This is a genomic window from Kitasatospora sp. NPDC058406 (assembly GCF_042722765.1).
Classification (GTDB): Bacteria; Actinomycetota; Actinomycetes; order Streptomycetales; family Streptomycetaceae; genus Kitasatospora.
The window spans coordinates 1-14983 of the sequence record NZ_JBHXKE010000042.1 but is presented as its reverse complement, the minus strand read 5'-3'; the positions used below and the strand labels follow the sequence as shown (position 1 = coordinate 14983).

12 protein-coding genes and 1 tRNA gene are annotated in these 14983 nt (G+C 73.8%); 4 read left to right on the top strand and 9 right to left on the bottom strand.

Translation table 11 applies throughout. The features are described 5' to 3' along the window. Positions 1-14: 14 nt before the first annotated feature. Both ACFWOG_RS11365 and ACFWOG_RS11360 read right to left on the bottom strand, forming a co-directional pair. A complete protein-coding gene (locus tag ACFWOG_RS11365; RefSeq protein ID WP_380357039.1) occupies positions 15-893 on the bottom strand; it encodes a sterol desaturase family protein in 879 nt (292 codons plus the stop codon). Positions 894-1082: 189 nt separating this feature from the next. After that, positions 1083-2093: an Lrp/AsnC family transcriptional regulator gene (locus ACFWOG_RS11360; RefSeq protein ID WP_380357036.1), complete on the bottom strand. Its 1011-nt coding sequence runs from the start codon at positions 2091-2093 to the stop codon at positions 1083-1085. A gap of 129 nt (positions 2094-2222) precedes the next feature. Between ACFWOG_RS11360 and ACFWOG_RS11355 the strand changes: the two genes are divergently transcribed. Further along, positions 2223-3758, top strand: a complete 1536-nt coding sequence (locus tag ACFWOG_RS11355) for an MFS transporter (RefSeq protein WP_380357027.1) — start codon at positions 2223-2225, stop codon at positions 3756-3758. A gap of 161 nt (positions 3759-3919) precedes the next feature. Here ACFWOG_RS11355 and ACFWOG_RS11350 read toward each other — a convergent pair whose 3' ends face one another. Together ACFWOG_RS11350 and ACFWOG_RS11345 are read right to left on the bottom strand one after the other, a co-directional pair. Continuing rightward, positions 3920-4936 carry a DUF2332 domain-containing protein gene (locus tag ACFWOG_RS11350; RefSeq protein ID WP_380357024.1) on the bottom strand — a complete coding sequence of 339 codons (1017 nt, stop codon included), beginning with the start codon at positions 4934-4936 and terminating at the stop codon, positions 3920-3922. A 149-nt stretch (positions 4937-5085) separates the two neighbouring features. Further along, positions 5086-5571, bottom strand: coding sequence for a nuclear transport factor 2 family protein (locus ACFWOG_RS11345; protein ID WP_380357021.1), 486 nt, complete (start codon positions 5569-5571; stop codon positions 5086-5088). Positions 5572-5871: 300 nt separating this feature from the next. Between ACFWOG_RS11345 and ACFWOG_RS11340 the strand changes: the two genes are divergently transcribed. The 3 genes from ACFWOG_RS11340 to ACFWOG_RS11330 all read left to right on the top strand — a co-directional run bounded on the left by ACFWOG_RS11340 (position 5872) and on the right by ACFWOG_RS11330 (position 9254). Next, positions 5872-6978 (top strand): sugar ABC transporter substrate-binding protein, encoded by a 1107-nt coding sequence (locus ACFWOG_RS11340; RefSeq protein ID WP_380357020.1) that lies wholly within the window; start codon positions 5872-5874, stop codon positions 6976-6978. 171 nt (positions 6979-7149) lie between these two features. Continuing rightward, positions 7150-7929, top strand: coding sequence for an ATP-binding cassette domain-containing protein (locus ACFWOG_RS11335; RefSeq protein WP_380357017.1), 780 nt, complete (start codon positions 7150-7152; stop codon positions 7927-7929). Between the two features lie 56 nt (positions 7930-7985). Then, on the top strand, positions 7986-9254 hold the full coding sequence (locus ACFWOG_RS11330; protein WP_380357087.1) for a sugar ABC transporter permease: 1269 nt from the start codon (positions 7986-7988) through the stop codon (positions 9252-9254). Between the two features lie 62 nt (positions 9255-9316). On the opposite strand, the gene ACFWOG_RS11325 is transcribed toward ACFWOG_RS11330, so the two are convergent. The 5 genes from ACFWOG_RS11325 to ACFWOG_RS11305 form a co-directional block, all read right to left on the bottom strand. Then, a tRNA-Thr gene (locus ACFWOG_RS11325) sits at positions 9317-9390 on the bottom strand. 79 nt (positions 9391-9469) lie between these two features. Continuing rightward, positions 9470-10120: a leucine efflux protein LeuE gene (leuE, locus tag ACFWOG_RS11320; RefSeq protein WP_329885756.1), complete on the bottom strand. Its 651-nt coding sequence runs from the start codon at positions 10118-10120 to the stop codon at positions 9470-9472. A 124-nt stretch (positions 10121-10244) separates the two neighbouring features. Next, a complete protein-coding gene (locus ACFWOG_RS11315) occupies positions 10245-11981 on the bottom strand; it encodes an alpha/beta hydrolase (protein WP_380357014.1) in 1737 nt (578 codons plus the stop codon). 117 nt (positions 11982-12098) lie between these two features. Then, positions 12099-13271 (bottom strand): hypothetical protein, encoded by a 1173-nt coding sequence (locus ACFWOG_RS11310; protein ID WP_380357011.1) that lies wholly within the window; start codon positions 13269-13271, stop codon positions 12099-12101. A gap of 312 nt (positions 13272-13583) precedes the next feature. Further along, on the bottom strand, positions 13584-14795 hold the full coding sequence (locus ACFWOG_RS11305; RefSeq protein ID WP_380357085.1) for a DNA polymerase III subunit delta': 1212 nt from the start codon (positions 14793-14795) through the stop codon (positions 13584-13586). Positions 14796-14983 lie beyond the last annotated feature (188 nt).

The window sequence follows — 14983 nt, the reverse complement described above, 5'->3', positions numbered from 1 at the left end:
GCGAGTCGGACGGGTCAGGTCGATCCGGTCGGGGAGTCGTCGGCACGCACCGGCCGACGCCAGGCTTGGAGGTGACTGGCGATCACTTCCCCGGTAGCGGGGAAGTCGGCCGGGTTCTGCAGCCCCACCTCGACCGGCCGTCGGCCGGGCCGCCAGGTGAAGCTACCGAAGGCGTGGTCCCAGACGGAGAGGTCGGAGCCGTAGTGTCCGGCCTCCGCCAGGTCGACGCTGTGGTGCAGCCGGTGTTGTTCGGGCCCGGCGAGGACGTGGTTGAGCAGACCGATCCGGACGTCGATGTTGGCGTGCACGAAGTAGCCCTGGGCGACCACGAACAGGCCCACGACGAACACCGTCTCCGCCGAGAACCCGGCCAGCGCCAGCGACACCTGGACCGCGCCCTGGGTGAGCACCACGTCCAGCAGGTGGTTGACGCCGTTGTTGGCGACGTTCACCTTGTCGGGCACGTGGTGCACGCCGTGCAGCCGCCAGAGCCGGGGGTTGGTGTGACACCACCGGTGGACGAGGTAGTTGGCCAGCGAGCCGAGCAGCATCGCCACCGGGATCTCGACCCAGAGCGGCAGGGCCGGATGCGGCGGCGCCAACCAGCCGACGAGCGTCGTCACGGGCACCTGGGACAGGGCTCCGCCGATCATCGTCAGCACGAAGTAGATGCCGTACCAACCCCACTCGCGCACACTGGGAGTCCACTCCGATTCGTACGGAATCAACCATTCCAGAAGCGTCAGATAGGCGATGGTTCCGACCAGGAAGAGCTGACTCGCCCGGCCGAGATCCCAGCGCAGACGCAGGGCCGCGACCGCTATCGCCACGAGGGCGACCAGCAGGGACGGGTAGGCGACATGGCGCAGCGCGGCCCGGAGCTGCCCTCCCATGACGACCCCCTTTCGCAGTCCACCGTCGAACGCTCACCGAAAGTGTTCGTTCAGATACTAAGGGCGCCCAGAAGTCGATGCGAGGGATTTTAGAAAAGAATCACATGGCGTTCAATTTGTCTGATGATAAGCAAACAAACTATCCGCCAGAAAGGGTGAAGAATCGGCCAAGCGACCCTGATCAATCGATTAGCGAATCATCACTCCGGAGCGCTTCACACTCCGGACCACGGGCGCCGTCTCCAGCGCCACCACCCCCTCCAGACCGCCCAGCCGACCGGTCAGGTAGGCGTAGAACGCCTCCACGTCCCGGCAGACCAGCCCGGCCACGAGGTTCGTGGGGCCGGTCGTCGCGGCCACGAACCCCACCTCCGGATGCTCCGCCATCGCGCGCCCGACCGCGGCGAGCTTCCCCGGCGCCACGGTCAGCCAGCAGAACGCCTCGACCTCGAAGCCGAGCAGCCGGGTCTCCACGTCCACGTCGAAGAAGAGCAGCCCCACCCCGGTCAGCGCGGCCAGCCGGCGCCGCACCGTCGCCTCCGAACCCCCGGTCCGGGCCGCCAGCCCGGCCAGCGGCGCCCGCCCGTCGACCGCGAGCGCCGCCAGCAGCACGCGGTCCAGCTCGTCCGGTACCACCGGTACCACCGGTACCACCGGCACCGCAGCCGCCACGGTCGCCTCCGCCTCCGTCGGCTGCGCCTGGCCCGCACGCAGCCGACGCACCTGGTCCGCGTCCAGTGCGGAGGTCCGCCCGCTCCACGCGACCGTCCCCCCGACGAACGTCCGCAGCAGGTAGTGCGCGCTGACGCCGAGCACCCGCGGCGTCCGGGGAAGCTTCCCCAGCAGGAACTCCTCCCGGTCCGGCCGGACCTGCGAGCGGGTGTTGCAGACGATCTCGCCGCCCGACAGCAGGCTGACCCAGGACGTGTCCGGCCGACGGGCCAGCGCCTCGGCGAGCGCCGACGCCGCGTCCGGAACGCACCGGATCCGGGTGAGCCAGTCGACCTCGCCGAGCCGCCGGGCGTCGGTCCGCCCGACCACCCGCACCACCCCGGCGGTCCGCAGCCGTTGGTAGCGGCGCGCGACCGTCTGGTCGGAGACCCCGAGCACCTCGGCGATCCGCCGGAAGGGCACCCGGCCGTCCACCTGCAGGGCGTGCAGCAACGCCCGGTCCAGCTCGTCCAGCGCCACGGTTTCCATCACCGGGACGGTAGTGGATGTCGAGATCCGCCGGAACGACCCCACGGGGCGGCGCGGACGGCGGCTCCGGACCGAGAGTGACGGTGCGCCGGGCCGCCCGGGCCGGCGCACGGACGAAGGAGTACGGGGATGCGGAAGTGGTGGCCGCTGATCGCGGTCAGCCTCGGGGTGTTCATGCTGCTGACCGACATCAGCATCGTGATCGTGGCACTGCCGGACATCGGCGCCGCGCTGGGCATGGACTTCGACGGCCTTCAATGGGTGATGGACGGCTACGCGCTCGCGCTGGCTGCCCTGCTCCTCGGCCTCGGCGCGCTCGCCGACCGGGTCGGCCGGCGGCGGGTGTACACGGCGGGCCTGGCGGTCTTCGCCGTCGCCTCGCTGGGCTGCGGGCTCGCCCCGAACGGCGGGGTGCTGATCGCGGCGCGGATCGTCCAGGCCACCGGCGGGGCCGCGATGTTCGCCACCGCGATGGCCCTGCTCAACCTCGCCTACCGGGGCCGGGACCGGGCGGTGGCGTTCGGCGTCTGGGGCGCCGTCAGCGGCGCCGCGGCCGCCACCGGGCCGGTCGCGGGCGGACTGCTCACCGAGTACCTGGGCTGGCGGTCCGTCTTCCTGGTCAATCTGCCGGTCGCGGTCGCCGCCGTGATCCTCACCCGCCGGACGCTGCCGGAGTCCCGGAACCCGGACGCGCACCGGATCGACCTGCCCGGCGCCGCCGCCTTCACCGTCGCGGCGGGCTCGGCCGTCCTGCTGCTGATCCGCGGCGGCGCGGACGGCTGGACCTCACCGTCCGTCCTCGGTGCGGCCGGGACGACCGCCGCCGCGCTCGCCGTGTTCCTGCTGGTCGAGCGACGCAGTCCGCACCCCCTGCTGGACCTCGCGCTGTTCCGCAGCCCCGTCTTCACCGGGGTCATGCTCTGCGGCCTGGTCTACTCCGCCGCCGCGTTCTCCTACCTGCCGTACACCTCGCTCTGGCTCCAGTCGGTGCTCGGCCGGGGCCCGATGGCCGCGGGTCTCACGCTGCTGCCGATGAGCCTCGTCGCCTTCGCGGTCTCCGCCCGGGCCGGCCGCCGGCTCGCCGTCCTCCCCCCGGCGGTGCCGCTCGCCGGCGGGCTCGCCGTGATCGGCGCGGGCGCCCTTCTCCAGTGCACCCTCGACGCCTCGTCCACCTGGACCGCGCTGCTTCCCGGCCTCGCCCTGACCGGGCTCGGTGTGGGCGCGGTCAGCCCGGTCCTGGCGGCCGGCGCGATGGCCGCCGTCCCGCCGGAGCGCGGCGGCATGGCGGGCGGCGCCCTCAACACGTTCCGCCAGCTGGGTCAGGCCCTCGGGATCGCGGTCCTCGGTCTCGTCCTCCACCAGGGGCTGCGGGCCTCGCTCGCCGACGGATCCACCGGCGTCCCCGATCCGGAGGCCGCCGCCCGCGCCCTGAGCGCGGGTGCGCCGGTGCCCGGTATCCCCTCCGAGCTGGTCCGCGCCGCGTTCGCCAACGCGCTCGACCGCACCCTGCTGGTCGCCGCCCTCACCGCGCTGGTCGGCGCCGCAGTCGTCGCGGTCCTCCTCCGGGCCCGGCCGACCCCGGCCCGACCTCCGGCGGACGGTCGACCCTCTGCGAACGGCCGGGCCACGGAGGAGCGGCCGACGGGCACACTCGCCCAGCGATGACGGTCCGCCGCCTCGCCCGCGCCGGACGTCCTGAAGGAACGGAACGAACGGATCAGGACCGGCCCGAGCAGCTGGTCCGTCGCGAGGTTCGGATCGTCCCCGGCCCGGAACCCCGGTGTCCGGTGCGTCCGGGGCCGGGGGTCCTGGGCCGGGGCCCTGGCTCAGCCCCCGGAGGGGAGCCACTCCAGCGACTGGCCGTGCGGGCCGGTGCGGGCGAGCGGCCGCTCGTTCAAGGCCAGGGTGAAGAGCAGGTGCTCGGTCGCGGGGACGTCCGGCAGACGGCGGTCCACCTCCGGAAGCACGCCCGGGCCCTCGTTGGAGATCCAGGGGCATGCCAGCTCACGCATCGTGGCGGCGAAGGACTCCCGCTCGTCGGGCGTCAGATAGGCGATGACCGCGCTGTGGAAGACCACCGGCGTCGCTCCCGCCGGGGCGGCCGCCACCAGCTCGCGGATCGTCCCGTTGAGGTCCCCGCGGACCAGCTCGGGCGGCTCGGCGCGGGCGATCCGCACGGCGCCCCGCAGCCGGGCCAGCCGCTGGTGCTGCTCGGGCCAGACCAGGGACTCCAGCCACCGGACGTCCTGCGGGTCGGTGACGTCCAGCGGGTTCAGGTCGACGCCGGCCCGCCACGCGATCTCGGGCAGCCGGACGGGCTCCGGGACGACCGCCCCGCCCCGGTCACCGCCGGGCGGGGCACCGGACCCGCTGCCCGTCGTGAGGCACTCCAGAACGACCGGGCTGTCGGCCGGACCGAGAGCCGTGACACCGTCTCCGTGCCGGTACAGGTAGCGGTACCGGTCCGGATACAGGCAGAGGCCCGCCGAGGCGCCGACCTCGATCAGGGCCAACGGCTGCGGCAACCGGGCGAGCACCGGGAGCAGGGCGGCGCACCGGCCCGGCTCGTTCGTCTGCGTCCGGCGCTCCAGGACGGTGGCGCGCACCCGGGGCCAGTGCCGGGCGGTCCAGTCACGAAAGGCGGACTCGTCGTCGATCGGGCCGCCCAGGAAGCGCACCGCGCCCAGCAGCAGGTTGGGCTGACGCTTGGGCGGCGGGAGTTCGTCGATCAGTGCGAGCAGACCCGGGTCGCCGGAGACGGCCGAGGAAAGCCTCTCGTAGGACGGGGAGTTGCCCCGCGCCTCCGTCGTCGCGAACTGCCGGTACCGCCCCGCCGTGTCCACTTCCCGCTCCCCCTCCCGGACGATCGAGCCGGCAGCATACGAGGAGGGCCCCGGAGTCCGCCACAGGGCCTTCCGGCGGGCCGACGCCGGGCCGGGCCGGGCCGGGCAGCCGGAGCCTCCCCCCGCCCCCCGTACCGGCAGCTCGCGCGTCACCCGGCCGGGAGTGCCGCGCGGAACGGCCCGGGGTACCCGATCGGCGGAGCGACGGCCTCGGTGACGCCCTGCTGCCCGAGGACGTCGCAGACCGACGCGAGCAGGGCCGTGTCGCAGTAGATGTGCAGTTCGGTGATCTTCGCCCACTTGATCCGCAGGACGTGCACGCCCTGGTTGGAGTAGTGGTTGCCCTCCCGGTCGGTGAGGTGGTCCACCCACTCGACGAACGCCACGGTGTCCCCGGGCCAGCCCTTGGCGACGACCTTCTTCAGCTCGAAGCGCAGGTCGGGCATGACCTCGGCCAGCCTGTCGTACCAGCGCTGGATCTGCTCCGCGTCGTGCCGCCCGCCCGCCAGGGCGTGCGAGCCGGAGAACCAGTGCTCCGCGTCGGGGGCGAACTGCCGGACGATGGCCGGGTAGTTGCCGCGATTGACCTCGGCGAAGGAGTTGCGCAGGTTGCGCCGGACGATGGCGTGATACACGTTTCCACCCCTGCTCGACATGGTGACGACCCGTCATCGACTCTAGGACCTCCCGGCGGCCGACGGCGTCCCGCCCTCCCCGGGCCCGACGCGTTCCACAGCCGCGCAGGGGCGCAGGCGCCCACCGGCCCCTGGCTCCGGCTCCGGCTCCGGCTTCCCGCGGCGGAGCGAGGCGGCGCGAGGCGGCGCGACCCGGAGGCACCCGCTCGGCTCAACCCGAATCGTGGTGCGAGGCCGTTGTTCGCAGACTCGATACAGGGGCGGACTCCAGGGTCGGACCCATACGGAAGAGGCATCCTCATGAGCAACGGTCTTCGCCACGTCCTCGCGGTGATCGCGGTGACGTCGGTCGGTCTCGGCCTGGCGTCCTGCGGGAGCGCCAAGGAGTCGACCGGCAGCACGTCCTCGGGCAGCGCGGCGTCGGGCGGGACGATCAAGATCGGCCTGCTGCTGCCGGAGACCAAGACGACCCGGTACGAGCAGTTCGACCGTCCGCTGATCGAGCAGAAGATCAAGGAGCTCGCGCCGAACGCGCAGATCGACTACTACAACGCCAACGAGAACGCGACCACCCAGCAGACCCAGGTCGACACCGCCCTCACCAAGGGCGACAAGGTGCTGATCCTGGACGCCGTGGACTCCAAGTCGATCCAGTCCTCCGTCCAGAAGGCGCACGACGCCGGCGTGAAGGTGATCGCCTACGACCGCCTGGCGCAGGGCCCGGTCGACGCCTACGTGTCGTTCGACAACAGGAAGGTCGGCGAGCTCCAGGGACAGGCCCTGGTGGAGGCCGTCGGCGACAAGGCGAACGCCGGGCAGATCATCATGATCAACGGCTCGCCCACCGACCCCAACGCGGCCGACTTCAAGGCGGGCGCGCACAGCGCGATCGACGGGAAGCTCCAGATCGGCAAGGAGTACGACACCCCGAACTGGGACCCGAACAACGCCAACCAGGAGGCCGCGGCGGCGATCACCGCGATCGGCGCCCCGAACGTCGTGGGCGTGTACTCGGCGAACGACGGCATGGCCGCCGGCATCGCGACCGCGCTCAAGGCCGCCGGCCTCAGCGTCCCGCTGACCGGCCAGGACGCCCAGCTCGACGGCGTCCAGCGGATCCTGGTGGGCACCCAGACCATGTCGATCTACAAGCCGTTCAAGCCGGAGACGGACGCCACGGCCCAGATCGCGGTCGCCTTCGCGCAGGGCAGGACGCCCGATCCCGCGCTGCTGCCGACCACCGTGACCAACGGCAGCGGCAACTCCGTGCCCGCCAACCTGATCACCCCGATCGTGCTGACCAAGGACAACATCAAGACCACGGTGGTCGCCGACGGCCTCTACACCCCGCAGCAGATCTGCACCGCCGACTACGCCGCCGCGTGCGCCGAGGCCGGCATCTCCTAGCAGCACACCGCCCGGCCCGCCCGGCCCGCCCGGCCCGCCCGGCCCGCCCGGCCCACCCGGCACCGGCCCCGGCCCCGACGCCCGGGGCCTGCCCCCGGCCGCACCACACGGCCGGCCCCCGAATCCGTAGACGCCCCGCCCCGCCCGGGCGGGGCAAGGGAGTTGGTCACTGTGGCAGGTGAGACCGTTCTGGCCCTGCGCGGGGTCTCCAAACGGTTCGGCGCCGTGCAGGCGCTCACCGACATCGAACTGGAGGTGCACGCCGGCGAGGTGCTCGCCCTGGTCGGCGACAACGGCGCCGGCAAGTCGACCCTGGTCAAGGCGATCGCCGGGGTGCACCAGCCGGACGAGGGCGTCATCGAGTGGAACGGCAGGCCGGTCTCCATCCACCGGCCCCAGGACGCCCAGCACCTGGGCGTCGCCACCGTCTACCAGGACCTCGCGCTCTGCGACAACCTCGACGTGGTCGCCAACCTCTTCCTCGGCCGGGAGATCCGGCGCTTCACCGTGCTCGACGAGGTCGAGATGGAGAAGCGCTCCCGCGAGCTGCTGGACACGCTCTCCATCCGCATCCCCAGCGTCCGCATCCCGATCGCCTCGCTCTCCGGCGGCCAGCGCCAGGTGGTGGCGATCGCCCGCGCGCTGATCGGCTCGCCCAGGGTCGTGATCCTGGACGAGCCGACCGCCGCGCTCGGCGTCGAACAGACCGCCCAGGTGCTCGACCTCGTCGAGCGGCTGCGCGACAAGGGCCTCGGCGTGATCCTGATCAGCCACAACATGGCGGACGTCATGGCGGTCGCGGACACCGTCGCGGTGCTCCGCCTGGGCCGCAACAACGGCGTCTTCGAACGGCGCTCCACCACCCAGGAACAGATCATCTCGGCCATCACCGGTGCCACGGACAACGCCGTGACCCGTCGGCAGGCCCGCGGCACGGAGGGCACCCAGTGAGCGACGACACCCCGGACGGCGAGCAGCGCCGCCACGTCCCGCTGCCCGAGGACAGCATGCCGAAGGGGGGCGTCAACGCACCCGTCCCGGTGGCGCCCGAGGCGACCCCCGCCGTCGACCCCCGGCTGATCGTCCGCCAGGAGGGCGTCAAGGGCTACCTGGGCGAGTTCCGCCGCCGCCTCGGCAGCGGCGAACTCGGCTCGCTGCCGGTCGTCCTGGCCCTGATCGTCATCTGGGCCGTGTTCGGCAGCCTCAACAGCAGCTTCCTCTCCGCGCAGAACCTCTCCAACCTGTCGCAGCAGATCGTCGGCACCGGCATGATCGCGATCGGCGTCGTCTTCGTCCTGCTGCTCGGCGAGATCGACCTGTCGGTCGGCTCGGTCAGCGGCCTGTGCGCGGCGATCTTCGCGGTCATGAACGTCACCCACGGCGTGAACCAGTGGGTGGCGCTGATCGTGGCCATCGCCGGCGGCGCCGTCGTCGGCCTGATCCAGGGCCTGTTCTTCGCCAAGGTCGGCGTGCCCGCCTTCGTCGTCACCCTCGCCGGCAACCTCGGCTGGAACGGCGCCATGCTGCAGATCCTGGGCTCCAGCGGCACGGTCAACCTCTCCGGCAACGACATCGTCTCCAGGCTGTACAGCACCATCTACGGCCAGCAGGCCGCCGCGTACGGCGCGGCCCTGGTCGGCGTCGCCCTGTTCCTCCTCGCCACGCTGGTCGACACCCGCCGCCGCCAGCGCGCCGGAGTACCCTCCCGGCCGATCGTGGACATCGTGCTGCGCACTGCGGTCCTGGCCGTCATCGCCTTCCTGGCGGCCTACACGCTCAACCAGTACAAGGGGCTCCCGCTGGCCCTGCTGATCTTCCTGATCTTCATCGTGGTGCTGGACTTCGTGCTGCGCCGCACCCGGTACGGCCGCCAGGTGTTCGCCCTCGGCGGCAACATCGAGGGCGCCCGCCGCGCCGGCATCAACGTCTCCTGGATCCGCATCAGCGTCTTCGTCATCTGCTCGACGATGGCGGGCATCGGCGGCCTCTTCCTGGCCGCGCAGATCCAGTCGGCCAGCCAGACCTCCGGCGGCGGCAACCTGCTGATGAACGCCATCGCGGCGGCCGTCATCGGCGGCACCAGCCTCTTCGGCGGACGCGGCAAGACCTGGTCGGCCCTGCTCGGCGCGCTGGTGATCGGGTCGATCCAGTCCGGCATGAACATCCAGGGCCTCAGCAACGCCATCCAGTTCATGATCACCGGTGCGGTCCTGCTCGCCGCCGTCGTCATCGACTCCCTGGCCCGCCGCACCCAACAGGCCGCCGGCCGCGCCTGACCCCGCACCACCCCGCGCACGCAGAAGCCCGGGTCGGATACATCCGACCCGGGCTCCGTCCGAGCCGCCTGCGGGATTCGAACCCGCGACCTACGCATTACGAGTGCGTTGCTCTGGCCAACTGAGCTAAGGCGGCAACGTTGCCGGTGGTGACGGCAACGCGGGCCAGTCTACACAGGTTTCGGCGGTGATCCGTACCGGGTCGAGGGGTGCCGTCAGGCGGAGGAGACGGCGAGCTTGGCGGCGAAGCCGGCGAAGAGGGCGGCGACGCCGCTGGTGAGGCCGGCGGAGAGGCGCTTGCGGCGGCGGAAGGCGGCGGCGAGCGTGGTGCCGGCGAAGATCAGGAGGGTGAGGTAGAGAACGCTGAAGGTCTGGAGGATCCCGCCGAGGAGGGCGAAGGAGAGGACGGGGCTGCCGTAGGAGGGGTCCACGAACTGGGTGAAGAAGGAGAGCAGGAAGAGGATGGCCTTGGGGTTCAGCAGGCTGATCACCAGGGCCCGGCGGAACGGGCGCTCGGTCGGCTCCGGGGCGGCGTCGGGGGCGGCGTCGGCGCCTGCGCGGTGCTCGCGCCAGAGCTGGCGGGCGGCGCGGAGCATGCCGATGCCTATCCAGAGCAGGTAGGCGGCGCCGCCGAACTTGACCACCGCGAAGACGGCCGGGTTGGCCTCCAGGAGGGAGGCGGCGCCCAGCGAGGTGAGGCTGATCAGTGTGAAGTCTCCGACGAAGACCCCGGCGGCGGCGGTGTACGCGGTCCGGACGCCCTTGCGGGCGGCGACGGAGAGGACGTAGAGGGAGTTGGGGCCGGGGAGGAGGATGATCACGAGGGCGCCGAGGACGTACGTCGCCAGGTCGTTGACTCCGAGCACGGTGGGCTCCGGTGGGGGTGACGGGGAGAGCGAGGGGCGCTCATCGTAACGTCGTACCGGAGGGTGGTTGAAGGTGATTTCCCCCGCCCGTCCGACCCGTCCTGACACTCCCGCCCGGACCGCCTCACCGACCGCAGCGCTTCCCGTTCTCCGGGGCTTCGCCGCCCAGCAGGTAGCGGTTGACGGCGCCGTCCAGACAGGTGTCGTGGCGGCCGTACGCGGTGTGGCCGTCGCCGTCGTAGGTCAGCAGCCGACCGGACTCCAACTGCCCGGCCAGCGCCTGCGCCCAGGCGTACGGGGTGGCCGGGTCGCGGGTGGTGCCGACGACGACGATCGGCGTGGCGCCGGAGGCGCGGACGGTGTGCGGCGCGCCGGTGGGCCGGGCCGGCCAGTAGGTGCAGGTCAGCGCCATCCAGGCCATGTCGCGACCGAAGCGCGGCGAGGCCCGCTCGAAGTCCGGCACGGCGCGCGCGGCGTCGTCCGGACCGGCGAAGGGAGCGGGCAGGTCGAGGCAGTTCACGGCCATGTTGGCGAACATCAGGTTGGGGTACGAGCCGCCCGGCTCCCGGCCGTAGTAGTCGTCCGAGAGCTTCAGCAGGCCGGTGCCGTCGCCGGCCCGGGCGTCGGCCAGCGCGGTGCGCAGCCGGGGCCAGAGGAAGTCCGCGTACATGGCCTGGATGACGCCGGTGGTCGCCTGCGCCTCGGTGAGCCGGCGGCTGTCGGAGGTGGTCGGCAGCGGGTGGGCGTCGATCGCCGCGAACAGGGCGGCGAGTTGCTCGCCGGCCTTCTGCTCGGTCCGGCCGAGCGGGCAGTCCTCGCGCTTGGCGCAGTCCTGGGCGAAGGCGGCCCAGGCGGTCTCGAAGCCGCCGGCCTGGGTGCGGTTGCCGGCCAGTGAGTCGAGCGAGGGGTCCATCGCGCCGTCGAGCACCATCCGCCCGGTCCGGCCGGGGAAGAGCCCCGCGTAGGTGGCACCGAGGAAGGTGCCGTACGACTTGCCGACGTAGTTGAGCCGCTCGTCGCCGAGCAGGGCCCGCAGCACGTCCAGGTCGCGGGCGGCCTCGACGGTGCTCAGGTGGCCGAGCCGGTCCCCGGCCTGCCGGCGGCAGCCCTCGGCGAACTCCTTGGCGGCGGCCACCAGGGCGTCGATCTCGGCCGGGTCGTCGGGAGTGATGTCGACGGCGGTGTAGGCGTCCATCCGCTCGCCGTCCAGGCAGGTCACCGGGGCGCTGCGGCCGACTCCGCGCGGGTCGACGCCGACCAGGTCGTACCGGGCGCGGACGCCGCTGTCGTAGGTGCGGGCGACGCCCTCGACGTACTCGACGGCGGAGGCGCCGGGGCCGCCCGGGTTGAGCAGCAGCGAGCCGAGCCGGTCGCCGCGGGCGGCGCCCGCCGCCCCGGAGCCGGTGACGGCCGGGGCGCGGACCGCGGCCAGCGTGAGGTCTCCGCCGGCCGGGCGGTCGTAGTCCAGCGGCACCTTGAAGGTGGTGCACTCGTAGCCGTCGTCGCACGGCTGCCAGGCGAGTCGCTGCCCGTAGTAGGACGCGAGCGCGGCGGGGACGGCGGCGGGCAGCGGCTCCAGCGGCGCGGCCGCGGGGCGGGGGGCGCCCGCGAGCGCCGCTGCCGGCGCGGAGCCGGAAGCGGCGGCAGAGGCAGCGGCGGAAGCAGAACCGGAGGCGGGAGCGGACGGGGCAGACGCGGGCGCGTCACCGGCCGGCGGCACCGTGTCGGAGGAGGCCGCGCCGGGGGTGGTCGTCCCGGTCGGGGTGCAACCCCCCGCCACCAGCCCGACGGCCGCCAGCAGTGCGGCCGCGGCGACCACGCCCGCACGCCGTTCACGGTCGGCCCGCAGCTCGGCCGGCATAGGGGTCCCCCTCAGCTGATCGCGTCCGGCGGCTTCGGTGCCGTCCGGGTTCCGCCACCGGGTACCGGTGCCGCTCCGGGCACCGGTACCGGGAAGCGTAGTGCCCGCCCGGGCGGGTCAGGACGCCTTGGCGAGCGCCTCGCCGAGGTACTGCGCCGCCTGCCGGACCAGGCGCAGTCGGATCCGGTCCGCCGAGTAGTCCTGCGCGTTGTCGGAGATCCGTACCTCCGCGCGGGCGGCGGCTCCGGTGCCGGAGCGCAGCGTGGACTGCAGCTTGCGGGCCGCGTCCAGCCCGGCGGTGTCGGCCTTGCCCGCGGCGAGCAGCAGCTTGGGGGCGGCGGTGGCGGGCGCCTCGGCCCCGGTCCGGGCGAGTGCGGCGGTGTCGTACCGGCCGGAGACGGCGGCGGCCGCGCCGTAGAGGTCGGGGCGGGCGAGCCCGGCGGCCGCGGCGCAGGGCGCGCCGCCCTCCACACCCAGCGTGCCCCAGCCGGCCGGCCCGGGCGGCAGGGTGCGGAAGGTGGCGGCGATGGTGGTGCGGAGCGCGGCGTCGTCGGCGACGGCCATCGGGGCGGCGGCGAGCAGGTCGCAGGGGTGCCCGGTGCCGATCGGTGCCTCGGGGGCGACCAGGATGAACGGGCGGGCCTTGGCGCCCTGGGCAGCGGAGGAGAGGCCCTCGAAGACGTCGGGGACCTCGGTGTCGGCGGTCTTCCCCGGGCCGGCGGCCTGCATCACGACGACCGGGAAGCGGGCGTTCGGGTCCTTCCCGTACTGCGCGGGCAGCCAGACCCGGACGTTCCGCGGGTGGCCGTCCGGGCCGGGGACGGCCGACTGCAGCAGCTCTCCGCCGCCCGGTCGGCCGACGCTGTCGAACCGGCTGACCACCGGCGGCGGGGCGGGCGCGCCGGCGGCTTCCGCAGGAACCGCAGCCACGGCGGGGGCCGCGGCGGGGGCCGGGGCGGCGGCAGGTGCTCCGCCCGCGGACTCCGGCGGCGCGGCCTGACGGTCCGCTCCCCCGCCGTCGGCCGACCGGTCGGCGGCGGACCCGGTCGGTGTGCCGACCCCGGCCAGGTCGCCGAAGGCGCCCAGGGCCGTGAGCAGGGTCAGCACGGTGACGCAGATCCCGCAGACCATCGCCCCGGCCGCCCGTACCAGCATCGGCCGCTGGTCGCCGGTCAGCTCGTACGTCTCGGCGGCCCGTAGATCGCGCCAGCGCAACAGCGCGCCGCGCGCCAGCCAGATCCCACCCCCCGCGGCGGCGAGCAGGGGAACGACCAGAAGCGAACCGACCATGGGACGCACCACCTCGGGGAGGGCCGGACGACCGGGCCCGGCGCCGTACGGGACGCGACGGCCCCGGGACCGGGGCTCAGTCGGCCCCCAGCGTGCAAGACGACCCGGCGGCCGCACGAGGCTGTGCCCGGCGCGTATCGCTCGTTCACTCGAAGGTGGGACGCCGGGTAGGCGGGAAGCCGTACCCGAGGGGTGGTCCGGGGCTCGGCGCAGCAGCTCCCGGGCCGGTGCCGGCGCACGGACCGGCAGGAACCCGCACGCATCTCAGGGCTTCCGCACGGCTCCCTGCTACGCGCGCGCGGGCCCGGAGGCTCACCCCGCCCGCAGGGCCACCGTCATCGCCTCGACGGCGAGCAGCGGGTCGACGTTCCGGTCCAGAGCGCGCCGGCAGGCCAGCACGGCCTCGATCCGCCGCAGCGTCGACTCCGGCGGACCGGACTGGGCGACCCGCCCGAGCGCCTGCCGCTGGTCCTCGTTGGCCAGCGCTCCGGTCGAGCCGAGCTGGATCGCGAGGACGTCCCGGTAGAAGCCGAGCAGGTCGAGCAGCGCGACGCCCAGCGTCTCGCGGCGGGTACGGGTGGCGCGGCTCTTCTGCCGCTTCTCCAGTTCCTTGACCGCCCCGGCCATGCCGCGCGGTGTCTTGCTGCCCTCCGCCGCGCCGTACGCGGCCTTGAGGTCGTCGGTCTCCCGGGCGTCCTGGGTCTCGGCGAGCGCCTCGGCGTCGGCCTTGGCGGTGTCCACCAGGCGCTGCGCGGCGGCCAGGCAGCCGCCGATGTCGGCGACCTCCAGCGGGATCCTCAGCACCTCGTCGCGGCGGGTCCGGGCCTGCTCGTCGACGGCGAGGCGGCGCGACCGCTCGATGTCGCCCTGGCCGGCGAGTGCGGCCAACCGGGCGGTCCCGGGCTCGACGCCGTCCCGGCGGACCAGCATGTCGGCGACGGCCTCGGCGGCCGGGGTGCGCAGCACCAGCGTGCGGCAGCGGGACCGGATGGTCGGCAGCACGTCCTGCACGGAGGGCGCGCAGAGCAGCCAGACGGTGCGCGGGGACGGCTCCTCCACCCCCTTCAGCAGGGCGTTGGCGGCGGCCTCGGTGAGGCGGTGCGCGGCGTCGACGAGGATCACCGACCAGCGGCCGTTGGTCGGGTAGCTGGAGGCGCGCAGCACGAGGGCGCGCATGTCGCCGACACCGATCGACAGGCCGTCGGTCCGGACGTACTTGACGTCGGCGTGGCTGCCCGCGAGCACGGTGTGGCAGCCGTCGCAGAAGCCGCAGCCGGGCGTGCCGCCGAGCGCGAGGTCGGGGCTGGTGCACTGGAGGGCGGCGGCGAAGGAGCGGGCGGCCGTGATCTGGCCGGCCCCGGGCGGACCGGTGAACAGCCAGGCGTGCGTCATCAGCGAGGCGTTGCCGCCCGCCCCGGCCGCGGCTCCGCGTCCGGCGGCGACCGTCGCCCCGGCCGACCGGGCGGCGGCGGTCAGCTGCTCGACCACCCGGTCCTGGCCCACCAGGTCGTCCCAGACGGCCACTGCTGCTCCCAAGCTAGGTTCGGACCCCACCCCGGACGGCTCCGCCGTGCCGCGGACCGGTTGGCGGTAGCCGCAGCGGTACGGACCGCTGGTGGCGGCAGGGACCGGGATGTCGGACGGCGGCCCCGGCGCCGTCTCCGTCGTCGAGCATACGTGGCCGGTACGACGGCGGGCGGTGCTGCCGGAGC

What these genes read in the sequence shown, in the direction of transcription:
- ACFWOG_RS11340 (WP_380357020.1), top strand. Translation starts at nt 5,872, where the DNA reads ATGAGCAACGGTCTTCGCCACGTCCTCGCGGTGATCGCGGTGACGTCG.
- ACFWOG_RS11355 (WP_380357027.1), top strand. Translation starts at nt 2,223, where the DNA reads ATGCGGAAGTGGTGGCCGCTGATCGCGGTCAGCCTCGGGGTGTTCATG.
- ACFWOG_RS11360 (WP_380357036.1), bottom strand. Translation starts at nt 2,093, where the DNA reads ATGGAAACCGTGGCGCTGGACGAGCTGGACCGGGCGTTGCTGCACGCC.
- ACFWOG_RS11310 (WP_380357011.1), bottom strand. Translation starts at nt 13,271, where the DNA reads ATGGTCGGTTCGCTTCTGGTCGTTCCCCTGCTCGCCGCCGCGGGGGGT.
- ACFWOG_RS11365 (WP_380357039.1), bottom strand. Translation starts at nt 893, where the DNA reads ATGGGAGGGCAGCTCCGGGCCGCGCTGCGCCATGTCGCCTACCCGTCC.
- ACFWOG_RS11330 (WP_380357087.1), top strand. Translation starts at nt 7,986, where the DNA reads ATGCCGAAGGGGGGCGTCAACGCACCCGTCCCGGTGGCGCCCGAGGCG.
- ACFWOG_RS11315 (WP_380357014.1), bottom strand. Translation starts at nt 11,981, where the DNA reads ATGCCGGCCGAGCTGCGGGCCGACCGTGAACGGCGTGCGGGCGTGGTC.